At 44.0% G+C, this 21793-nt stretch carries 17 protein-coding genes; 10 read left to right on the top strand and 7 right to left on the bottom strand.

The features are described from left to right. The first annotated feature begins 110 nt into the window (after positions 1 to 110). On the top strand, positions 111 to 1484 hold the full coding sequence (locus JMX50_RS02535) for a dicarboxylate/amino acid:cation symporter (protein ID WP_201628284.1): 1374 nt from the start codon (positions 111 to 113) through the stop codon (positions 1482 to 1484). A 294-nt stretch (positions 1485 to 1778) separates the two neighbouring features. Here JMX50_RS02535 and JMX50_RS02540 read toward each other — a convergent pair whose 3' ends face one another. Then, positions 1779 to 2534, bottom strand: a complete 756-nt coding sequence (locus tag JMX50_RS02540; RefSeq protein WP_201628285.1) for a TSUP family transporter — start codon at positions 2532 to 2534, stop codon at positions 1779 to 1781. A 498-nt stretch (positions 2535 to 3032) separates the two neighbouring features. On the opposite strand from JMX50_RS02540, the gene nhaA reads away from it, so the two are divergent. Both nhaA and JMX50_RS02550 read left to right on the top strand, forming a co-directional pair. Next, entirely contained in the window at positions 3033 to 4235 is a 1203-nt protein-coding gene (gene nhaA / locus JMX50_RS02545) for a Na+/H+ antiporter NhaA (RefSeq protein ID WP_201624657.1), read from the top strand. Between the two features lie 121 nt (positions 4236 to 4356). Beyond that, positions 4357 to 5745 carry an oxygenase MpaB family protein gene (locus JMX50_RS02550; RefSeq protein WP_201628286.1) on the top strand — a complete coding sequence of 463 codons (1389 nt, stop codon included), beginning with the start codon at positions 4357 to 4359 and terminating at the stop codon, positions 5743 to 5745. A gap of 258 nt (positions 5746 to 6003) precedes the next feature. Here JMX50_RS02550 and JMX50_RS02555 read toward each other — a convergent pair whose 3' ends face one another. After that, positions 6004 to 6741 (bottom strand): NUDIX hydrolase, encoded by a 738-nt coding sequence (locus JMX50_RS02555; RefSeq protein ID WP_201565058.1) that lies wholly within the window; start codon positions 6739 to 6741, stop codon positions 6004 to 6006. A gap of 118 nt (positions 6742 to 6859) precedes the next feature. Here JMX50_RS02555 and JMX50_RS02560 point away from each other — a divergent pair, with 118 nt between their 5' ends. The 3 genes from JMX50_RS02560 to JMX50_RS02570 all read left to right on the top strand — a co-directional run bounded on the left by JMX50_RS02560 (position 6860) and on the right by JMX50_RS02570 (position 9821). After that, the gene (locus JMX50_RS02560; RefSeq protein WP_201565057.1) at positions 6860 to 7381 is read left to right on the top strand and encodes an HPP family protein; all 522 of its coding nucleotides are present in this window, start codon (positions 6860 to 6862) and stop codon (positions 7379 to 7381) included. A gap of 359 nt (positions 7382 to 7740) precedes the next feature. Next, a complete protein-coding gene (locus JMX50_RS02565) occupies positions 7741 to 8304 on the top strand; it encodes an NUDIX hydrolase (protein WP_201565056.1) in 564 nt (187 codons plus the stop codon). A gap of 194 nt (positions 8305 to 8498) precedes the next feature. After that, positions 8499 to 9821: a serine hydrolase domain-containing protein gene (locus JMX50_RS02570; RefSeq protein ID WP_201628287.1), complete on the top strand. Its 1323-nt coding sequence runs from the start codon at positions 8499 to 8501 to the stop codon at positions 9819 to 9821. A gap of 127 nt (positions 9822 to 9948) precedes the next feature. Here the strand turns inward: JMX50_RS02570 and JMX50_RS02575 are convergent, their stop codons facing one another. Continuing rightward, positions 9949 to 13026, bottom strand: coding sequence for an insulinase family protein (locus JMX50_RS02575; protein ID WP_201628288.1), 3078 nt, complete (start codon positions 13024 to 13026; stop codon positions 9949 to 9951). A 262-nt stretch (positions 13027 to 13288) separates the two neighbouring features. Here JMX50_RS02575 and JMX50_RS02580 point away from each other — a divergent pair, with 262 nt between their 5' ends. Together JMX50_RS02580 and JMX50_RS02585 are read left to right on the top strand one after the other, a co-directional pair. After that, complete coding sequence (locus tag JMX50_RS02580; protein WP_201628289.1) at positions 13289 to 13750, top strand: universal stress protein; 462 nt, start codon at positions 13289 to 13291, stop codon at positions 13748 to 13750. A 145-nt stretch (positions 13751 to 13895) separates the two neighbouring features. Continuing rightward, a complete protein-coding gene (locus JMX50_RS02585; RefSeq protein ID WP_087813544.1) occupies positions 13896 to 14357 on the top strand; it encodes a universal stress protein in 462 nt (153 codons plus the stop codon). A 149-nt stretch (positions 14358 to 14506) separates the two neighbouring features. Here the strand turns inward: JMX50_RS02585 and JMX50_RS02590 are convergent, their stop codons facing one another. Continuing rightward, entirely contained in the window at positions 14507 to 15439 is a 933-nt protein-coding gene (locus JMX50_RS02590; protein WP_201628290.1) for a LysR substrate-binding domain-containing protein, read from the bottom strand. A gap of 219 nt (positions 15440 to 15658) precedes the next feature. Here JMX50_RS02590 and JMX50_RS02595 point away from each other — a divergent pair, with 219 nt between their 5' ends. Then, a complete protein-coding gene (locus tag JMX50_RS02595; RefSeq protein WP_201628291.1) occupies positions 15659 to 16741 on the top strand; it encodes a YeiH family protein in 1083 nt (360 codons plus the stop codon). A gap of 228 nt (positions 16742 to 16969) precedes the next feature. On the opposite strand, the gene JMX50_RS02600 is transcribed toward JMX50_RS02595, so the two are convergent. Both JMX50_RS02600 and JMX50_RS02605 read right to left on the bottom strand, forming a co-directional pair. Next, positions 16970 to 17179, bottom strand: a complete 210-nt coding sequence (locus JMX50_RS02600; RefSeq protein ID WP_010201661.1) for a cold-shock protein — start codon at positions 17177 to 17179, stop codon at positions 16970 to 16972. 245 nt (positions 17180 to 17424) lie between these two features. Next, positions 17425 to 17847, bottom strand: a complete 423-nt coding sequence (locus JMX50_RS02605) for a YbaN family protein (protein WP_201628292.1) — start codon at positions 17845 to 17847, stop codon at positions 17425 to 17427. A gap of 470 nt (positions 17848 to 18317) precedes the next feature. Here JMX50_RS02605 and JMX50_RS02610 point away from each other — a divergent pair, with 470 nt between their 5' ends. Then, positions 18318 to 20390 (top strand): carboxypeptidase-like regulatory domain-containing protein, encoded by a 2073-nt coding sequence (locus tag JMX50_RS02610; protein ID WP_201628293.1) that lies wholly within the window; start codon positions 18318 to 18320, stop codon positions 20388 to 20390. An 87-nt stretch (positions 20391 to 20477) separates the two neighbouring features. On the opposite strand, the gene JMX50_RS02615 is transcribed toward JMX50_RS02610, so the two are convergent. Next, the gene (locus JMX50_RS02615) at positions 20478 to 21770 is read right to left on the bottom strand and encodes a VWA domain-containing protein (RefSeq protein ID WP_201628294.1); all 1293 of its coding nucleotides are present in this window, start codon (positions 21768 to 21770) and stop codon (positions 20478 to 20480) included. Between the last annotated feature and the right edge of the window lie 23 nt (positions 21771 to 21793).

Here is a 21793-nt window from a genome sequence, read left to right on the forward strand (position 1 = left end):
TAACACACTTATAGACGTAATAAACACAGTAATAGACACGATTTTGCCGCTTATATGGCCTGATATATCGTGTTTATTGCTGTGCATTACGGCAACCAAGGACAGTAGTTATGTGGAAAAATATGGGGCTGACTGGCAAAATCATTGTTGCCATGGTGCTGGGTATCATACTGGGTTTATTTATAAACTATTCAGGATTAAATGCCGAAGGTAGCTTTGTTAATACCTATATCACCAATGGGTTTTTTGCCATTATCGGCAAGTTATTTGTTAACTCGCTAAAAATGCTGGTTGTGCCCTTGGTACTAATCTCGCTTATTTGCGGGGTTTGTGGCATCGGTGACATCCGCTTGCTTGGTCGTATTGGCACCAAAACCTTTTTCATCTATATGATGACAACGGCGCTAGCGATTGCAACTGCCATCGGACTTGGCGTACTCTTTGGTATCGGTAAAGGCATGGATATCAAAACGGATGCGGCGTTTGAAGCGCAATCCGCACCGCCATTGCTTGATGTGTTCTCCAATATTATCCCATCCAACCCTATCAGCGCGATGGCGAATGGCGATATGCTATCGATTATTTTCTTTGCTATCCTAATCGGTATCAGTATCTTGATGGTTGGCAAGCCTGCTAAAGGCTTGGTGCAAAGCTTGGAGCTTATTAATGAAGTCATCTTAAAGATGGTGACCATCATTATGAACCTTGCTCCTTATGGTGTTTTTGCGCTGTTAGCAAAAGCCATGTCTGAGCTTGGCTTAGACCTTATTTGGTCGCTGCTTGGTTACGTCGCGGTATTGGTTGGCTCGCTTGCCTTCCATTTCTTTGTGACCATGATGATTGTCCTGAAGCTGGCTTCAGGCTTATCAGTTAGAACCTTTTTAACAAAAATGCGCGAAGTACAGATTTTTGCGTTTAGTACCTCAAGCTCAAACGCGACGATTCCAATTACCTTGCGTACCGTTACCAAACGTATGGGCGTCAACAACTCTGTCGCCTCGTTTACCGTGCCATTTGGTGCTACCATCAATATGGATGGTACGGCAATCATGCAAGGGACGGCGACCATTTTTATTGCCAATATCTATGGTATTGATTTGGGCATCACCGAATATCTGACCGTTATTTTAATGTCGGTGCTTGCCTCTGTTGGTACGGCGGGCGTTCCTGGTGTTGGTCTCATCATGCTCTCGATGGTATTTGCGCAAGTGGGTTTACCAATCGAAGGGATTGGTCTTATCTTAGGGGTTGACCGTATCCTTGATATGTTGCGTACCGCCGTCAACGTCAGTGGCGATGCCGCTGTAACCGCTATCGTAGCAAAGTCAGAAGGCAAGATGGATTTGGCAATTTATAACGACCCTGATGCGGGTGCAAAAGACGTATTCGATGGTCATATCGATGAAAACAGCGAGCGCGAATTCTCTGAAGTCTTTAGCGATGGCATTATGGGCAGTGAATACGACGATGTTAAGCGTGATTAAATGAAACACGGCTAGCTTTAATATAAAATAGGCAATGATGAAAGTTTGGTAATACAAAACCTCAGTTCATAATCGGCTGAGGTTTTTTATTTATATCGTAAATTAAATAAGGTTTTTGAAATTAATATATAGACGAAATAACTTAAAACCGTGACGTTACTGCTGTCATAATTTTTTTGAAGCCTCTGGAATGCGAAGCACACAGCAAGCGAAAAAAAACATTCCAGCAGTAGACGACTATAAACAAAGCGCTTTTAATTGACACAGACTATCCCAGCCTCAACATAGCTAACCTTAACCAAACACATATTTCGTCAGCATCGCCATACAAACCAAAACAATCATCGGACGAATCAGTTTACTACCGCCTTTGACGACCATATGCGAGCCAAAATAAGCACCTATCGTCTGCCCTACCATCATTGCCAGTCCCACTTTCCACAACACATTACCGCCCAAAATAAAGAAAATGAGCGAGCCAATATTGGTGGACAAATTCAGCACCTTTGCCGCCCCTGTTGCTTCGATAATTTGACGACCACGCAGCGCCACATTTCCTAAGGCAAAAAACATCCCCGTACCCGGTCCGATATAACCATCATAAAAACCTATCAAGGGTGCCACTACTTTTTGCCACTTGCTTTCTGAGATACGCGGTGCGGCCTCTACTTCACCCAGCCTTGGGGCAAATAAGGTATAAATACCAATCGCCGCAATCAAAAACGGAATCAGCTTTTCTAATAAATCAGGCGGCGATAATTGGACGGCAATCGTACCAAGAACAGAACCGATAAAAGCCGCGATAATCGCCGTTTTTATATTCTTCGGTTTGACGACACCTTTTCTAATCATCGTAATGGACGCCGCGAGCGCGCCTGATGCTGCTTGTAACTTATTCGTCCCCAAGGTTAGTACGGGTGGAATATTGGCAAGCAGCATGGCTGGAATGGTCAATAAACCACCGCCGCCTGCGATAGCATCGATAAAGCCTGCCAGCGCGGCCACGACCGTCAGCATTAAAATAATCTCGATAGAGAGCGATATGTCCATGACACCGACCTTGAAAATTTATGACATAAAAAAAGCAAGCCTGAAAAAATCAGGCTCAGAATACGTTGGTTGATAAAATAGCGGCTATTTTTTTAATCGATACCACTCTTTCATCAGTACCAAACTGGATATGAGGATTTGCTTAACGGCGCTCATTATAAAGATAAAAATGTAAAAAAAGCCAAAAACCTAACAAAGTCTGCTAGATTTGTCATATCGACTGTCTTATCGATATATCCTTTGATAATCGTTGAGTCTTCAAGGAAGAAGCATAAAACCGTTAACGTATTTAATTGTTTATATGAATAAAATTGTGAGAAACTAGAGACACCTATTTGTTATATCAATCTATGTCACTATTATCTATGTCATTATTAATGGTGGTCTATCGCTTAACTATGCTGAGTAGTCCTGAGCTAAGCAAACCAAACCAAATAACAATAGGTACTTGAAGTTCTTGAATGATTTAGCACGTTTTATTTAGTTAATGAGGATAATATGGCAATACAAAGAATCAAAGCATTTTTCAACCTCGAGGCGTCAGGCGGCATTGTCTTAGCGCTGGCAGCTATCGCGGCAATGATTATTGCCAATACCCCTCTGAATACTTGGTATGAATCCTTTATTCATGCCCCCGTTGTCATTCAAATCGGCAACTTTGCGATTGCAAAAGACGCCCATCATTGGATCAACGATGGTTTGATGGCGGTGTTCTTTTTCTTGGTCGGTCTTGAGCTCAAACGTGAAGTACTCATCGGCGAGCTCTCGAACGTCAAACAAATTATCTTACCAGCTGGCGCGGCATTGGGCGGCATGATTATGCCTGCTATCGTCTACTTGCTCTTTAACTATAATGAGCCTGAGTTTTGGAAAGGTTGGGCAATTCCGGCGGCGACCGACATTGCCTTTGCCCTTGGTATTTTAAGCCTACTTGGCAATCGGGTGCCAAACTCACTCAAAGTCTTTTTGGTATCCATCGCTATTTTTGATGATATTGGTGCTATTTTAATCATCGCTTTATTTTATACCAGCGACCTATCACTTGGTTCCTTGGCTATCGCCGCTTTGTGTTTGCCGTTCTTATATCTACTCAATCGCCGTAACGTCACCAGCATTACCCCTTATATACTAATCGGGGTGATTATGTGGATTGCCGTGCTCAAATCTGGCATTCACGCGACCTTAGCTGGGGTGGTACTCGCGTTATTCATTCCGTTATTTGACCGTACTGACCCTGAACATTCCCCGCTTGAAGAGCTTGAGCACGACTTACAAAACACCGTATCTTACGGGATTCTGCCATTATTTGCGTTTGCCAACTCAGGCATATCGCTCAAGGGCGCAGGCTTTGCGGAGCTATTTCATTCCGTGCCCTTGGGTATTGCCGCCGGACTGTTTATTGGTAAGCAAGTGGGCGTGATGCTTATGTGCTGGTTAATTTTCAAACTGGGTATTTCTACCATGCCAAAAGGCATGAACTTTAAGCAAATCTACGGCGCAGCGTTACTTTGCGGCGTTGGCTTTACCATGAGTTTATTTATCGGCGGCCTTGCTTTTGGCGGCGCGACACCATTATTTGATGAGCGCTTAGGTATCATTATGGGTTCAATCGTTTCTGGTATTGCCGGTTATCTGATGCTAAAAGCCACTTTAAAAGACGATGTTAATAATACTTCGGTAGATTTAACCCATCATTCATGATGACTGATTGAGTAACTTTATAATGAAGTTGCTCAAAACAACTCAGTTGCTTAAAGCAGCGTCGCTCAAAGCGTTTAATGTTGGTTAATAAAAAGCAGTTGCTAAAGAATGGCTTATAAAAATGGATTCCATCGATATTACTAAAAAAATCGCTAAAATAAATGCTGCCAGTGGTCGGGGAAATGCTAATTCCAATCAAGCGCCTGATTCTTATCAGCGTCATGGGCGCACGACGGCGATTGACGACCATAGTGACCTGCAAGTCTTAAAGCGCATCAAGCGCTATTTATTGCCAAAAGACTTTGTTATCTCGCAAGGTTTATTAGAGGAAATGGTTGCAGGTTACGATATCGGTGATCCAGTAGCAGATGCGTTAGCCGCTGACGGCATTCGTTTTGCAAAGCCCTTACAGCAATTTATTATCAGTGGCAGTAACAGTGGCAGCAACTTCGACGCCAACCTTACAAATAACCCTGCATTTAACGCCTTAACCGAGCAATTTAGCAGCCATCCTACGTGGTTTGACCCCAAGCTTGCACAAATCGGTGCGGTTGCCTATCGCCGTTATCCGCTTATGCTGATTTGGTTATTACGTAACGTGGCGCTAATGGCAGGCTATAGTATTCCTGCCCTCTCCCTGCCACTCATTCAAACAGGCGCATTGATGCACGATGCTCTACCGCGTTTGATGCGTACCTATGCTTATATCCTAGCTGTCTCTGAGCATCCGTCATTGCATAAGTCAAATATGAGCGCAGGCAATCAGCGTCAGCCTATCGAGCAGGTATTGGCGATTGGCTCAGAAGGTTGGCGGCAGTCTATCAAGGTGCGGCAGATTCATACCCTAGTGCGGCAAAATCTGCTTAAAGGTAAAGGCAATGCGGCTAAGGGCGTCATACCCAATGCCGACCAACACCATAACCCAGATGGCAGTTGGAATAGCGCCTATTGGGGTATTCCTATCAATCAAACCGATATGATTGCTACCCATTTGCAATTTTCATTATTGATTATGCGTGGGTTACGGCTGCTTGGCGCCCGTATCAGTACTGAGGAAGCCGAAGGTATCCTGCATTTATGGAATCTTGCCAGCTATTGGATGGGCGTTGACTTGCAGCGCTTGCCAAAAGATGAAGCCGCTTGCTGGGAATGGCTCTATACCTATTTATCGATTCAGCAGCTTGATTTTAAAATGGGCCAGCCGTTAGCCAAAGCGTTGCACGATTTGCCGCGTCAGCTAATGGGCGAGGACAATCGCCGTGGACGTTTCGTTGAGATGGTCAATGCCAGTGTCACCCGTACCTTGGTCGGCGATGATATCGGCGATGGACTGGATTTACCAAAATCAAAGATACGCTTTGGTGTCTTGTCCTCCGTGCCGATTCTTTTTGCGCTCGATACAGCACGTCAGCACAATCAAACGGTGGCGGAAAAATTAGAAGCCTTCCGCGCCAAACGCCAAGACAATATGAATTGGTGGCTGAAGAAAAATGACGATTATTATAAATAAAGGATGATAAATGCAGAATAGTAAAAGCAGAAAAACCGCTCAACATTAGGTAAATCTATAACAAATAACAGTATTAAAATCTATAAACCATAACTACAAAGCATATGTCGAATATTATTAGTAGTAAATAGAATATGTTAAGCCATTATCAACGGCGTCTACAATAACTATAATAAATCCGCAAAAGACGCGCTTGGTTTCATCAGAGAATGGTGCTGCTGTAGATCATTCAGTCCATAACCTCAGCCACTTTACGGGTTAATTACGTGTATTTTGGATACGGTAATACCACTCAAGCTGCCGATCAAAGCCCGTCTCTAACAAGCTGGCAATGACGCGTCCTGTCAGACCCCAAACCGTTTCACCATCAACCTGCCAGCTGGGCGTGAGAATGGTCGCGGTCTGATCTTGCATCGTATACTCTACCGCATATTCTACGGTAGGCTGAGTCAGCAAGGTCTCAAAATCTGCCCAAAAAATACGTGAGATTTCACCAAGCTCAGGCACTAGCAATAAATCTGGTGCAATCAGCGCCACAATAGGACGGACACTCATACCGCTTTTAGAGGTTTGAATCGGTAATTGACCCAGTAGCTGGACTTTATTGGGCGGTAAGGCGGTCTCTTCACAGGCTTCACGCAAAGCGGTGACAACATTATTACCATCGCCGGCGTCATGTTTACCGCCTACGCAAGAGACTTCGCCGGCGTGACTGTTCATATGCGCGGCGCGGCGCGTCAGTAGCAGTTTGGGATGGCGTTCATGGGTGATGGCAACCAATACCGAGGCATCGGCAATGGGTGTCTGATATAAGCTATCTAAAATGCGAGCGCTACGAGAGGTGTTCGAGCCGTCGTACAGCGCCGGACTGGTGACCGCATTTAAGGTTTCATGCTGCACCCGTTCCGCCAACTTTCGAATGGTCGGATAGCGAATAAAGTCTGGCACAGCGACTGAAAATTCATCAAAACGTAGTGACTGCGGGGGGAGTAACATTATTATTGCCCTATATTTTTATCAGTATGAAGCATCAATGCAATTAACTATAAATAGCAATTAAATATCAATATTGACTACTCAAGTATCAATGTCAAAAACCAAATGTTTTTAGGATATGCTCGTGGATAAGATTTTTTCATTAAATAAAATGCAGGGCAAGACTGATGATTGCCCGCAAAGATTGCCATTAATCATCATCGCCATAGCTTGGGTTGGCGGTACGTTTGCCACTGCCATACTGGCGCTACTGGGCAATTGGCAAAATGTCGCGATGATTTTGGGCTCATTTGGTGCCAGCTGTTTGCTTATTTTCGCTTATCCCGAGAGCCCTTTTGCACAGCCTAGAAACATCGTTGGCGGTCATCTTATCACCACTTTCACGGGCTTATCATTTTTGACCTTGTTTGGCATCGAATGGTGGAGTCTGTCGCTGGCAGTTGGTACGGCGATTGCGCTGATGCTATTGCTGCGCGTACCGCATCCACCGGCTGGCTCCAATCCATTAATCGTTATGCTTGGCGGCGTCAAATGGCACTTTTTACTTACCCCTACTCTAGTCGGTGCGCTCGCCTTAGTGGTGGTTGCCCTCATTTATAACAATATCGGTCGCGGCCGCCATTACCCACGTTATTGGTAAAGCTATCCTTCAAGATAACGCTATCTTTTAATAGTTAACGTGAGTCTAGCCTAGCGCAATCTGACTAAAGCTGCATAGACTTTATGTGACTGGACTGGATTAGGCGGCGTTGTCTGTTGCGCTTAACAATGCATTTATTAATCAGGGCAGCTTTAACGGCAAGCAGTTGCGCAAACCTGTAGGGTTTTTATTATCACTGCCAGTGCGATGAGAATTTGTGTTATCTTAGGCTTAATGGCTATTATCAAATAAAAATTGATAAGCTAAAGTCATACTATTTTATAAAACAAGAATTATAATTCTTAAAATACCGAACACCTTTTTCTCATTTCTCCTTTTCATTATATAAGGCAGTTGATATGCGCTATTGTCTACAATGCGGTCATGAAGCAGAACGCAAAATACCAGCCACCGATAATATCCCGCGCTTGGTATGCCCAAATTGCAATTATATTCATTATGAAAACCCAAAAGTCATTTGTGGCTCATTGGTCGTACATAAACACCGTGTACTGCTATGTCGCCGCGCGATTGAGCCACAATATGGCTTATGGACGCTGCCCGCAGGTTTTATGGAAAATGGCGAAACCATGGCAGAAGGTGCGGCAAGGGAAAGCTTTGAAGAGGCAGAAGCGGTGGTCACCAATCCGCATCTATATTGCTTATACGATATTCCCGATATCGGGCAAATCTATAGTATTTATATCACCGAGTTAAAAGACGGCGCTTACGGTATTGGCTCTGAAAGTCTCGACTGCGCTTTGTTCACCGAAGAAGACATTCCATGGGATAAACTTGCCTTTGAAGCCGTACGCCGTACTTTAAAAAGCTATTTTGCCGACCGTCAGCAATACGATAACCATGAAGATTTCCCCATTCATCAAGATATGATTGGCAAAGACCAAGCGATTAAGCGCTATTAATCACAATCTTATAAAAGCGCACTTTAATAAAGCGCTTGAATAACAACCTGCAGACTAAATAGTAGCAAAGCGGCTTTACAAAAATGCTTGGTAAAGACCATTGATAAGAATTATGCTAAGTTTTGAATATAGCGACTTATCAATGGTTTTTTATTGCCTAAAATTAATTGTTTAAGCTTATTTGCGAGGATATCATGCTGACTTTATTGCAACGCGCTTTGCCCCTGCTCCCCTTAACCATTGCCATGACTCTTATTAGCATGCCAGGCCATGCCGACGATGCACGCTTAACGGCCAAACAATCAGACCCGCAAATACTTGGTTGGATGCAAGGTTTTCCGCCGCCCAAAGATAAGCTTATTGCGCAGCCCTCCTCTGATTTCTTTAGTTTCCCAAAACTGCGTTGGACGGTCTGTCATATCCGTGAGTTGATGCCCACCACTGACGTCAGTCGCGGTATCGGCGCACCCTCCAAGCTCAACTACGAGTTAGATAAAAACATTGATGCCATCACCTTTATGCCCACTAATAGTAAGCGCCCGATGACATGGAAGCAGTCACTGGATACCAATTATACTGACGGTATTATGGTCATGCACCATGGCAAGGTAGTGTACGAGCGTCAAAACGGTTGCCTCAATGAGCTTGGCAATCATGCAGCGATGTCGATGACCAAATCCATGACTGGGCTGCTAGCAGAAATCCTTGTCACCGAAGGTAAGCTTGATGATAAGGCATTAGTCGCATCTATCATTCCAGAGCTCAAAAACAGTGGCTTTGGGGATGCAACCGTCCGCCAAGTGATGGATATGACCACCGCCCTCGATTATAGCGAAGACTATGCTGACCCTAATGCCGATATCTGGCAGTATTCAGAAGCAGCAAGCCCACTACCGAAACCAAAAGGCTATAGCGGACCTAATGGTTATTTTGAGTACCTTCAAACGGTGAATAAAAAGGGGCAACATGCGGCAGAATTTAACTATCGCACCATTAATAGTGATGCGCTTGGCTGGATTATCTCGCGTACCACTGGCAAAGCGGTCAATGAGCTACTCTCAGAACGCATCTGGCAAAAAATCGGTGCTGAACAAAGTGCTTATATGACTGTTGATGCTAAAGGTACGCCATTTGCTGGCGGCGGTATCAGCGCAGGCTTGCATGACATGGCACGTATTGGTAGCTTGATGCTCAATAAAGGCGAGATTAATGGCGAACGTTTATTCCCAGCTGCAGTCGTTGATAATATCGAAGCCGGCGGTGATAAAAACGCTTTTGCAAAAGCAGGCTATAAACAGCTAACCAACGGCAGCTACAAAAGCATGTGGTGGTTATTTAACAATCCCACGCCCATCTATGCGGCACGCGGCGTCCACGGTCAAACCATTTATGTCGATCCCGCAGCCGATATGGTTATCGTGCGCTTTGCGTCATATCCAGATGCCAGCAATAGCAAGATTGACCCAACCTCACTACCCGCTTATAAAGCGCTGGCAAATTATTTAATTAAAAAGTAAGCCTTTAAGAAAACCAGTCTCTAAGAAATAGCGCTTTAAAAGACTAACCCAAAATAAAACCGCCGCTTTCATTTTTAGTGAAAGCGGCGGTTTTTTATAGCAATTAAGTCAATAGACTTTAAGTGAACTAGCTTTTAATTTTACACACTTTAAAGCCAAGCTCTTGTACCGCTGCTTCTTTATCATAAGGCGCAAGTACCGCACGTACATGCTTTTGCCCTTGCAGGTATTGCTTAGCAACACGTTGTAAATCCTCCACGGTCACAGCCAATATTGCCGCACGCATTTTACGTTGCCAGTCGACACCGCGATGATGCAGATTGGCAAAGCAGGCTTTGACCGCTTCACCTGCTGGAGAGCCTGGTTTATCCATACCTGAGATAATACCTAAGATGGCTTCTTCTAACTGCTCATCGGTTTGTGGCTCATTTAATAGCCATTCGATACTGGCATCGAAATGCGCAAAGGTCTCAGCACACTGCGGATCGCGGTAGCTAAAGAACTTAAAGGCGCAAGCATTGGCATCGTAACCTGCACCGCCACCATAAGCACCGCCGCGCTCACGGATGGCACTATGCAAGTAACCATTACGTAAGTAAGGTGCTAATACCATCAAGGCAGCGGTATCAGGATGGTCGGCTGCTGGCACGGTGTATGCGCTAGCATTATGATAGACGTTGGTCGGAACTAGCCACGCCAAATCTTCAACATCGAGCGCCACACCACTTTCTAGTGCTTTGACCGCGTCTTTCTCGCCATTTAACGCCGCATCAAGTTGCAACTCGGCAAACTCGCTTGGGATATTGTCTTCAATACCCGCATCAGAGTTTGTGATTTTTTCAGCAATCTTTGGCGCTTGGCTGTCTTTCCAGCTATCAACAATTAAGTTGCTCAAGCGTTCGGTTTGCTCGGCTTCACAGATAATAACCGCATGCTTAGGCAAGCTGATTAACCGTTGATGTAAGTCCATCAAACTGGTTGCCAATTTATCCCACTGCGCATCATCAGTACTGGCATGGGTTAAGAAGTCTTTTAGCGCGTTTAGTGCTGGTAGACCGCTGCGCACATATTCTAACTGTGCTTGGCGACTCATGCCGCGACTGGCAGTTTGCATCGCATACGAATGCCCTGAACCGGCAAGGTTTGACTGCCAACCTGCTTGACGCTGCTGCAAGATTTCTTTGATACGGTCATGCTCACTAAAGACACTATGCTCCATGACTTCTTTGAGCAAATCAATCGCTTCAGGTTTACGATTTAGCGCACGCGTTGCTACGACAAAGTAACTACTAATCGCTTGGCTGTCATCGATGTTGGTACGTTGACTGATACGCGCCGTCACCCCTGATGAATGCGCCGCTTGCTTAGCTTGCATTTCATGAGCGCTTAGCGAATCCGTGCCCAGTTCTGACAATAAACTCAGGTAAATAGGCAACAATGGATGATTGATTACCTCATTAACGGGTAGCTCGCTGGTATCCTGATTACCAATCGCATCGGTCAGCGGCACAATCACTTGATAATAATACAAGCCATTAGTGCCGGCTTCATATTCAAATAAGGTGCTCTCTTGCCCGCTTAAATTCACTTGTTTTTGTGTGCCTTGCTTAAAGCTGATATCGGTCGGGACATCTTCTAAGCCAACCTTTGGCAATAGGCTTAAATCATCAGGCGCTGCTTGGCGCGCTGCCAAATCAAGCGCTTGCTGTTTTAAGATAGCTTTATCATCAGCGCTCAAATCCATCGCAATGGTATCAAGACGGGTTTGCTCAGCTGCTGCAAGGCGGGCGGTTTTTTCGCTGTCAGGTGTCAAAGTGACACGGACACGATGCTGATTATCTAACAAGTGCTGCTTGATTAAATTTGGTAACCACTGCGCATCTTTTACTTGCTCACGTAGCCACTGCAAATGCTCGTCGACTTCCCAGACATCGATAGGGTTGCCATCATGAATCGCCGTACTAAAGCCTTCTAGCATGAGATTTAGACCATACGGCATGCTATCACCACCGATATGGCGCTGATCTATCTCGATTTGGTGCAAGATGGTTTCAATGGTTTCATCATCAATCGGCTTGCTCGCGACCTCTTTAAGCAAGTCAATAATGCCCTGCTCTACCGCTTCGGCATGCTCAGGGTTTGAACCGCGCAGACCGGTATAAAAGACCATTTCATAATGACTGTCATCGAGTCCCAATAGCGGGCTTGGCACTTTACCAAGTGGATGGCTGTCCAAATACGCACGCAATGGCGAACCAGCATGCTCAACCAATACCCCTTCTAATAGACGTAACGCCAAACGCTGCTTTGGATCAGTAATTGATGGTAATAACCACGCCACCACGTGATGCGTTTGGTCAGGACCGGCTTCATCAGCAGTATAAGTATCAACCGCGCTAATCGGTGCAGACAGGCGTTTTTCAGGACGCGAGACGTGTTTTTTGCCTGCTTCAAATTGAATCAAGGCATCTTCATGAATTTTCGCCTGCGTCTCAGCGACTGGAATATTACCAAAGCTCATAATCACACTGTTTGATGGGTGATAATGGCTTTGATGAAATTCAACCAGCTCATGATGGGTCAAGTCAGGAATATCAGCAGGATCGCCGCCTGAATTATAATGATAGGTCGTCGTTGGGAACAAATGATGGGCGACCGTATGATAGAGCTGGTCAATCTCGCCGCTCATCGCGCCTTTCATCTCATTAAAAACGATACCTTTAAACTGCGGCTTATCATTTTCGTCTAACTCGACGCGAATGCCTTCTTGGGCAAAATCAAGCGGATGAATATTCGGGAAAAATGACGCATCAAGATAAACGGCTAGCAAGTTAAAATAATCGTTCTTATTTTGCGTAGCATACGGATATGCGGTCCAATCGGCAGCGGTCATCGCATTCATAAAAGTGTTTAATGAGCGTTTAATCATTGAGAAAAACGGGTCACGTACAGGGAATTTCTCAGAGCCACATAAAGCCACGTGCTCTAGAATATGCGCCTCACCTTTTGAGTCCATTGGCTGAGTGCGAAAGCCAACCAAAAAGGCATTTTCATCACTTGGATGCGCTAAATGGTAATGCATGGCCCCAGTCTTAACATGCTGACTGATCAGCACATCCATCGATAGCGCCTCAATGTGGCGATGCTCAATCAGCTCAAACGCTGGATGTAGCGTTAAATCCGCAGTAAATGGCGTGTCAGTCATAGTTATCCTTATCAATGATAATGTATATCGTGCCCTGATTTTCGGGGCTCATAAAATGGTGTCTATAGCGCTATTAGATGGGGCTTACCTATAGATAAGTCAAGCTGGCCATACAGTAATAACGGCTCACTGGGTAAGATTTATCAATGAATATTTTAAAAGTAGCATTAAGGCAATATCCATAATCAAATAATGGTTTTAACCCTTAACAAAGGTAGCCAGCACTGCTACTATAAAGTTAACTACTATTTAGGAGCCCCTGATGAGCTACCAACATATTTTACTGGTCACCGACTTATTGTCTGATGCTGACGAGGTTGCCCTAAAAGCCAAACGTATCCTTGCAGGCTCGCCTGAGGCTAGGTTATCTGTCTTACATATTGTTGAAGATGACATGGTGCGCTTCGGCTTTGAGCTGGTGCCTGCGTCTAGTTTATCAGGCGACTTCGATGGCGAACACTGGCAAGAAGCACGCACTAAATTGGCGCAATTCTTAGCACGCAATGAGCTAAACGCGGTCAATTCTGAGGTCACTGCTGCTATCTCTAATAGTAAAGGTATCGTCAATTATTGCCGCGAAAAAGAAGTCGATTTACTGATTATCGGTCGCCATGAGCGCCGCGGTATCGCTGCTTGGTTAGTCAAGGCAACCGCCGACAGTATCTTGCCAAACGTACCTTGCGACAGTCTCGTGGTAAAACTTGATCAGCCCGTACCAAAATAACGAGATAAGCAAGCAAGGCGCTAAAAAAGCTACTGTTAAGCGTAACAAATATCCTTATAAGATATAGACAAAGATAGCTTAGCAGCACTTAACAGCGCTCGGTAGGAGTGCTATAGTAAATACTATCTGACACGAGGAAGACGCTATGAGTTACGAACATATTTTATTGGTCACCGACCTAATGTCCGATGCTGATGTGGTCGCCCAAAAGGCCAAACGCATCGTTGAGAATCGTCCTAACGCCAAGCTATCGGTGCTTCATATCGTTAAAGATACTATGGTTGGCTTCGGCTATGAGCTGGTGCCTGCCTCAAGCTTATATGATGAAATTGACGATGAACGCTGCCAAGAAGCGCGCGCCAAATTGGCACAGTTTTTGGACCGTAACGATTTACATGCGGTAAACTCTGAAGTGACTACCGCCATCTCTAACAGTGAAGGTATCGTCAACTATTGCCATAAGCATGATGTTGATTTATTGGTCATCGGTCGTCATGAACGTCATGGTATCGCCGCTTGGCTCAGTGGCGCGACGGCAGATAACATCTTGCCCAATGTCCCTTGCGACAGCTTAGTGGTGAGACTGGATAAACCGGTTAATAAATAATTTTAAGAATACACTTAACGTAATTCCCAAGTTATTGGAAACTATTAAAATAGCTCATTAAAAAAAGCGCATTGTATGACATTGCGCTTTTTTATTATTCATTAAAACAGTAAATTTTCTTACTAGAATCTCTACATTTACCATTAAAATCAATCTTCTATCAAAATATCAATAAAGCTTTGCCAAATAGGGCTTTGATGGCGGGCTTTGTGCCAAACTAGCCACCACGTACGTGATAAGTCTATACCCGCTACTTTTACCTGCACCAATTTTCCTGCTGCCAGCTCCCCCTCAATAACATGCTGCGATAAACAACCAAGCCCAATATCGGCGCTGACCATATGCTTAATGGCTTCTGATTGCTGAATCGCCATCACAATCTCGGCATGCGGCAGATATTGCAATAATTGCTCATCGATAATTTGCCGCGTACCCGAACCCGCCTCTCGTACCAACAGCGGCAGTATTGCCAATTGTTCCGCGCTCAGCTCATAACATTGTTCTTTATCGTTATAATTCATGTCTGTCAGCCACTTACTATGACGCTTAGCAAAGACCATCAAGGTATCGGTCCGCCAAGCGCGCTGCTCAATCACCTTCATATCTGTCGGGCGTGGCATGCCCTCTACGAGCGCAATATCAATGTTTAATTGCTCAACCTCGCCGACTACCTCTTGGGTATTGGCAATATACATATCGATATGAGCATCCGGTAGCGCTGCATATAGCTTGGCAAGCAGCGGCGGCAGCACATAATTACCGATAGTGGTACTGGCACCGATATGAATCTGTCCCGCTTGGTGCTTATGATAATGCTCTAGCGTTAAAGCCTGCCCCAAGATGGCTTGCGCCTGTATATAAATAGGATGGGCGTTTGGATGCTGATTTAGCCTGCGCCCGACGCGCTCAAATAGCGGCATCTGCAACCTTGACTCCAGCTCAGTGAGCGCGCTACTAACTGCCGACTGCGACAAATGCAACTCCTCACTGGCACGGCTGGTGCTGCCAGTTTGATAAATACTGACAAACACCGATAGCTGCTTAAGGGTAATCTTCGGCAGCATCTGTATGGGTTTTTTCATAATGGCTCTGACATCCTATGCTGCCTATAAATTCCAAAAGCCTAAACTCTAAGAATCGTTTCTTAACCTAAAAAATCGATAGCTTGTATCTTATTAATCTGTTTTTATTATAAATCGACATGACTTATACTGTCTATTCATAAGCTTATGCTTATTTCGATTATAGATGATAAATGATAAATGATAAATGATAAATGATAAATAATAGGTGCGTACGACATGAACGCTTTAGCACAAAACATGCATAACTACTTTCCGCATAACCGCCATATTTTGGGGCTGATTGTCGTGCTGATTGGTAGCTTGTTTTGCTTGTGGCTGAATATGAGCTTAGATACGTGGTCGAACGGGCGTATTGTCGGGCTATCTTCTTTAACCCTAGCAATCTTGTTTGGGATGGTATTGGGCAATACCCTATATCCAAATTTTTCTGAACAACTTAGCGATGGCGTTAACTTTGCTAAAGGTCAAATATTACGCCTTGCCATTATTTTTTATGGCTTTAAGCTGACTTTAACCCAAGTTGCTAGTGTTGGTATGCCAGCGGTAATGACGGATGCGCTGGTATTAACCTCAACGTTTTTACTCACCTATTGGCTTGGCACCAGATGGCTCAAAGTCGATAAGCAAACGACGTTATTGATTGGTGCTGGTGCCAGTATTTGCGGCGCAGCAGCGGTGATTGCCGCAGAGCCGGTGGTCAAAGCGGAAGCACATAAGGTCACTATCGCCGTCGCCACCGTGGTGGTCTTTGGTACGATTGCCATGTTGCTCTATCCATTTTTATATCAGCTTGGCTGGCTACAACCTTGGCTAAACGCCCAGCAATACGGCATTTATACTGGTTCAACCATTCATGAAGTGGCGCAAGTGGTGGTCGCTGGTAATGCCGTTAGTACCGAGGTTGGGAATACGGCGGTCGTGACTAAGATGATACGGGTAATGATGCTTGCGCCTTTTTTACTGATTTTATCGTTTGCTTTAACCACAGCCAGTAGCAAAAATGGCAAAAAACCCTCATTGATAAATCGCGTACAACAAGTCAAAGTGCCATGGTTTGCCTTCGTCTTTATTTTGGTAGTGTTACTGCATACTTGGGTGCCAATGACGGCAGGCTTTGAGCGCAGTATGGTCATGCTCGATGATGTGTTGCTTACCATGGCAATGTTTGCGCTGGGCTTAACCACACACCTAAGCGCCATTAAACAAGCAGGGGTTAAACCGCTTATCTTAGGCGCAATGATGTTTGCTTGGCTTATCATTGGCGGCGGACTGATTAATATCGGCATTGCTGCACTCTAATTAATTCACTCTAAAACATTTACTGACTACACACCAAACTCTTAACACCAAACCAAAAATGCCTACGACTATAGTGATAGTCGTAGGCATTTTTACTTTAAAAGCTTTGCTTAACGCCTTATTATTAAGGCATTTACCATAAGCGATAAACATAAACAACAGACGAAAAAAAACGAACCCGAAGGTTCGTTTTTTATTCATCTTGCTCTAGTTGTCTATAAAGACAGATTAGATAGCAACGATGTTATGAGCTTGTGGACCTTTTTGACCTTGAGTTACAGTGAACTCAACTTCTTGGCCTTCAGCTAAAGTTTTGAAGCCTGAACCAGTGATTTCGCTGTAATGAGCAAAAACGTCTGCGCCAGTTTCTGGAGCGATAAAACCAAAGCCTTTAGCTTCGTTGAACCACTTAACTGTACCTTTTTGAGTATCTGACATATTGATAATCCTACTTTTTAATTTATTAATGGTCTAGTGACCGGTAACGCTTGCAAATAGCTACTGAACGATAAATATTAAAACGAAGGATTATAACTAATACTACGAGGTAATGATTTGGTGCAGAACTGCTCTTAAGCTTGGTCGTATTATAGGGAGGTTAGTTCAGTATCGCAAGCCTTATCTCACCTTTCGTGTAACTAAGTGCAAAGATTGACTGTTTTTTGGCCCTATTTAGCCTATTTTTAAGCATTGGGCAGACGAAATAAAAACACCGCTACGCTAGTACAGACAACGGCTAGCAGCCATGCGACCCATATCATATCGGCAGGAATGTTAAAAAATAACATTATTGTTGATATGGTCATCATTATGGTTGCCAACCACTTCGCATATAGCGGTACGGCGCGGCGATCTTCCCAATCACGGACGTATTTACCAAAATATTTGTGATTAATCAGCCAAAAATGAAAGCGTCGTGAGCTACGCGCCCAGCAACCCGCTGCCAATAGTATAAAAGGCGCGGTCGGCATCACTGGTAGCAAGATGCCAATAATACCCAAGACAAAAAAAACACAACCCAGTATCAAAAACGTCCAACGTACGGTTGGGCTGTTATGTTGATTGGTCTTAGGTCGATAATAAAAAGCTTTTTTATTTTGGCTCATATAAGTGACGTCATTGGCTGATATTGATTGGTTGATATTTGATAAAGATTAAACCGCTAAATCTCTGAATGAGATAGCTCTCTATATAACCACCTATATAGAGAGCTAAGCATGCAATAAAGGCTAAATCCGCTCAAGATTATTTTTGCATCTTTCTGTCATCTTTCGCACTGGCGAACCCTCAATCTGTAACTCACGAAACATTAACACCCATGATTAACAAAATAATAGATAGCGTCTATTTTAATTACTAGAATATTGTTGAATTATAAGGCATAATTTCTTTGTTGCTAGTTTATGTTTATTAGTAACTATTCATATCAACATGTTTTACTTCTATCAAAAACACTGTTATCAAATTGCTTTCTATAAACGTGATTTTGACAGAGTTTTCTTCAATAAATCACAGAAATTAAAACCATTAAAATCCAAAGATAAACCAAGGCATTGTCTAAATAAGAGACCCTTTTATGACCAAATTTAACACCCTTACTGCCAGTATATTGTTTACCGCTTTGAGCTTAACAGCTTGTGGTGATAACAATGATACAGTCGTTCAGCCCAATCAACCTGACACAAATACTCAAGAACAGCGTATCAGCGGCATGATCAAAGATGCCAATGGCAGCCCTGTGGTAGGTGCTGAAGTCAAAATTGGTAAAAGTACGGTGACTACCGATAGCGCAGGTACTTATTCTTTGAGCTTAGATAAGTCAGAGTCTGATGCAGTGATTTTAGTACGTAAGACCGGCTATCTGACGATGGCGCGTGAATTCAAAGTAGCGCCTAAGCGTTCGCATAAATTAGACATTACCTTGACTGTCGATCAAGTCACAAGCGCCTTTGCGACCAGTGCAGGTGTTAGTGAGCTACAAGTATCAGGCGCTAAGATAAGCATCCCCGCGAATAGCATCGTCAAAGCAGATGGCAGCAGCTACACAGGTACCGTCAATATCGCTGCCAACTACTACAATCCAGACTCTATCGCAGGGGCACAGTCCTTTGCACAGCCTTTTGCAGGACAAAATGATGATGGCAGTCAGCAGACAGATCTGGTCACCGTCGGCGTCATTGATGTCAAGCTCACTGACCCTGCTACAGGCGCAGCGCTTAACCTCAAAAAAGGCACTCAGGCTACTTTAATCTACCCTAAAGTATCAACTGACCAAAACCTACCTTCTATCCCTTTATGGTATTACGATGAAGAACAAACTGTTTGGGTAAAAGATGGTGTTGCTACTCGTCAAACAGACGGTAGCTATAAAGGACAAGTGTCTCATTTCACATTATGGAATCTCGACATTCCTATTAAAGATTATTACGCCATATTAGAGGGCTGTGTAATTGATGCTAAAACCAAAAAACCTTATGTAAAAGATGATTTTGCTGGTCAAGTGAAAGGACGCGGCAGTTTCTTTAGTGCTGGCGATGCGGATAGTGAAGGTAAATTTAGCATCAAAGTACCTTTTAATACCCCTTTGACCTTATCACCTTATGGGTATTCTGTTCGTTTTAACCCTATACAAATTCCTGCCTTGGCACAAAATGGTACTTATTCAATCAATAACGGTAATTGTATTGAAATAAAGAGTAATAACGATGATAGCGAGATAGATCTAAACAATAGTGATATGGGCGGAGTATTTGATGAGCTACCGTTAGCGCCTGTGCCTGTGACTCCTATACCTGTCATACCAGATGCGCCATTCCAGCCACCAACAGAACAAAATACAACGGGGTTGATCGGTTATAATTTCGATTTTACAACTGACTCAAATGCTGATTCAGAACTTGAGAACATCTCATTTAACACCTTAAGCACTAAAAATAATAACTCACTTAATATCCTTGAAAAATCATTATACCTAAAACAATATTACGATGATTTCGAAGCCGAAAGTGTGCTTTTGCTAACGGCGAATGGGATCAGCCCTCAATTTAGATTCTTTGTGACGGCGGATGGAGATCTCAATATAGAACAGCTTAATACTATATTTGTAAATAACAAATATACCCAAAGTCTGAACAATGGATTTATATCGACGGGCACTTATGCCGACGTCTCCCTGAGTGGTCAAAAAATAGGTAGCGTATTCGCCCTTGAAAATAATGACGATTACTATAATGACATCCCTGATAGCGTAATCAATAAACTAAACAACTTACCTAATTCATTGAGCGTGTTTAGTAGCGGTGCTAGCTGTAAAAAAGCACTGACCGGTAGCGTCAATGTCGACTTTATTGATCTTGCTTATAAACTACCTAACTTAAGCTTTGAGCAAGCGATAAAAGACTTTAGCAATGCTAAAAGAGGTACATGGGCAGGCATCCCTTGGGTTGCTGAAGTAAAAGATGTCAACGATGAAGATGATGATTCACCAGTCGCTGTCGTTAACTATAATAATGAAGTGTATGCTGCTACTTATAACGAGGCTCGTCTAGGGGGTTTAAAAGAATCAGAGAAGGATGATTGTGCTTTTTATAATGAAGTGGCCAAGAATCAGATCATGACTGCTTTACGTACGGCTTATCCTAAGCTTTAAAATATCGTAACTGCCCTAACATTTAACCAAAAACCGCTCACAATTTAGGCTGTGAGCGGTTTTTTTTGTTAAACATGCTATCCTAATTTATTTCGCTATCAATCCTATCTCACGTGCTTCTTTTAGCCAGCTTGGAAACTCTTCTAGCATGTTTTCATATAACGCTTCTTCACTGATATTATCCAAGTTATCTAATTCAAAAAAGTCGCAATTATCGATCACACGCCCTGCCATGTCGTCTAGTTTTTTTAGGATGCCATAACCACGACCACCCAAGCCCACGAACTGCCAAAATATCGGTAGTTTCGCAGCTTCCGTCATCACTCTCGTGATACCACGATTGTCATTCACTCCGCCATCACTGATGAATAGCACGTATACGGGCACATCCAAGCCGTCTTTTTGATAAAACTCCGTCACGGCTTTCATGACTTCTGCTTCGTTATTCACACGTGGGCCAAGTGCCCATTTGCGCCAGCCGCCATGAGCGTTGTCAATAAAACCGTCATAGTTACTCAGCCCAATCTCACCCAAATACTGCGGATCTCGGGCAAACGCCCAACAGTCGAGCGCTTGGTCGTCATCGAAGCTCACTGCCAATGGCAATAAGCGGTTAACCACCTCTTGTACGCGGCCTTTTTTGTACTGTCTGTTCATTGAGCCTGAGGCATCTAATACCAACGCTACCTTTGCGGTTAATTGCTGTAATTGGCGTTTCTCAAGCGATATCGTGGCCTTTTTGGCCAGATTTACCAGTTTTGGGGCTTTGTCTAGCATGACCTTTTCTAACGACGGTTTTGCTTGAACTGGCGTTACGGTCGCCTCTGCTGCTTGTGGGCTACTCTCTTCTACATCGCCACCGAAATGCTGCACGATGGCGGCAAGTCCACCATTAAAGCCTTGCGCGACGTTAGATACCCGCCAAACGCCACTCTTACGGTAAAGCTGCATCAGCATACTGGCTTGCTGCTGGGCAAAGTCTGATGCTTGATATTCTGCTTGCGCCTTTTGCGATTGTTGCCAAATGCCAATCTCTAACGATTGAATTTGATTCAGCGGCGTGTCGGCTGATAACACAAAAAACAAGCTGTCTATATTCGCAGCCAGTTTGGATAAATTGACTTCAAACTCGGCTTGGATGCCTTTATTAGCCGTTGGCTGCGACTCATAATGGGTGAGCTTGATTTGGCCGCACGGTGAGGTTGGCTGATTATAAAACACCATATAATCATCATTGATCAGTTTGCCCGCTGCGTCTAAGGCAAAGCAGCTGATATCCATCTCTATTGGGCTTTGACGAGTGAACTTAAGCTTAATTGGTGCGGTGTCGTCAATAGCGAGGTTGCTTAAAGGCGCGCGTTGTCCGACGGTGAGATTCATTATAATCCCTCTAATTTAAATAA

Source organism: Psychrobacter maritimus (genome assembly GCF_904846345.1).
GTDB classification, from domain to species: Bacteria; Pseudomonadota; Gammaproteobacteria; order Pseudomonadales; family Moraxellaceae; genus Psychrobacter; species Psychrobacter maritimus.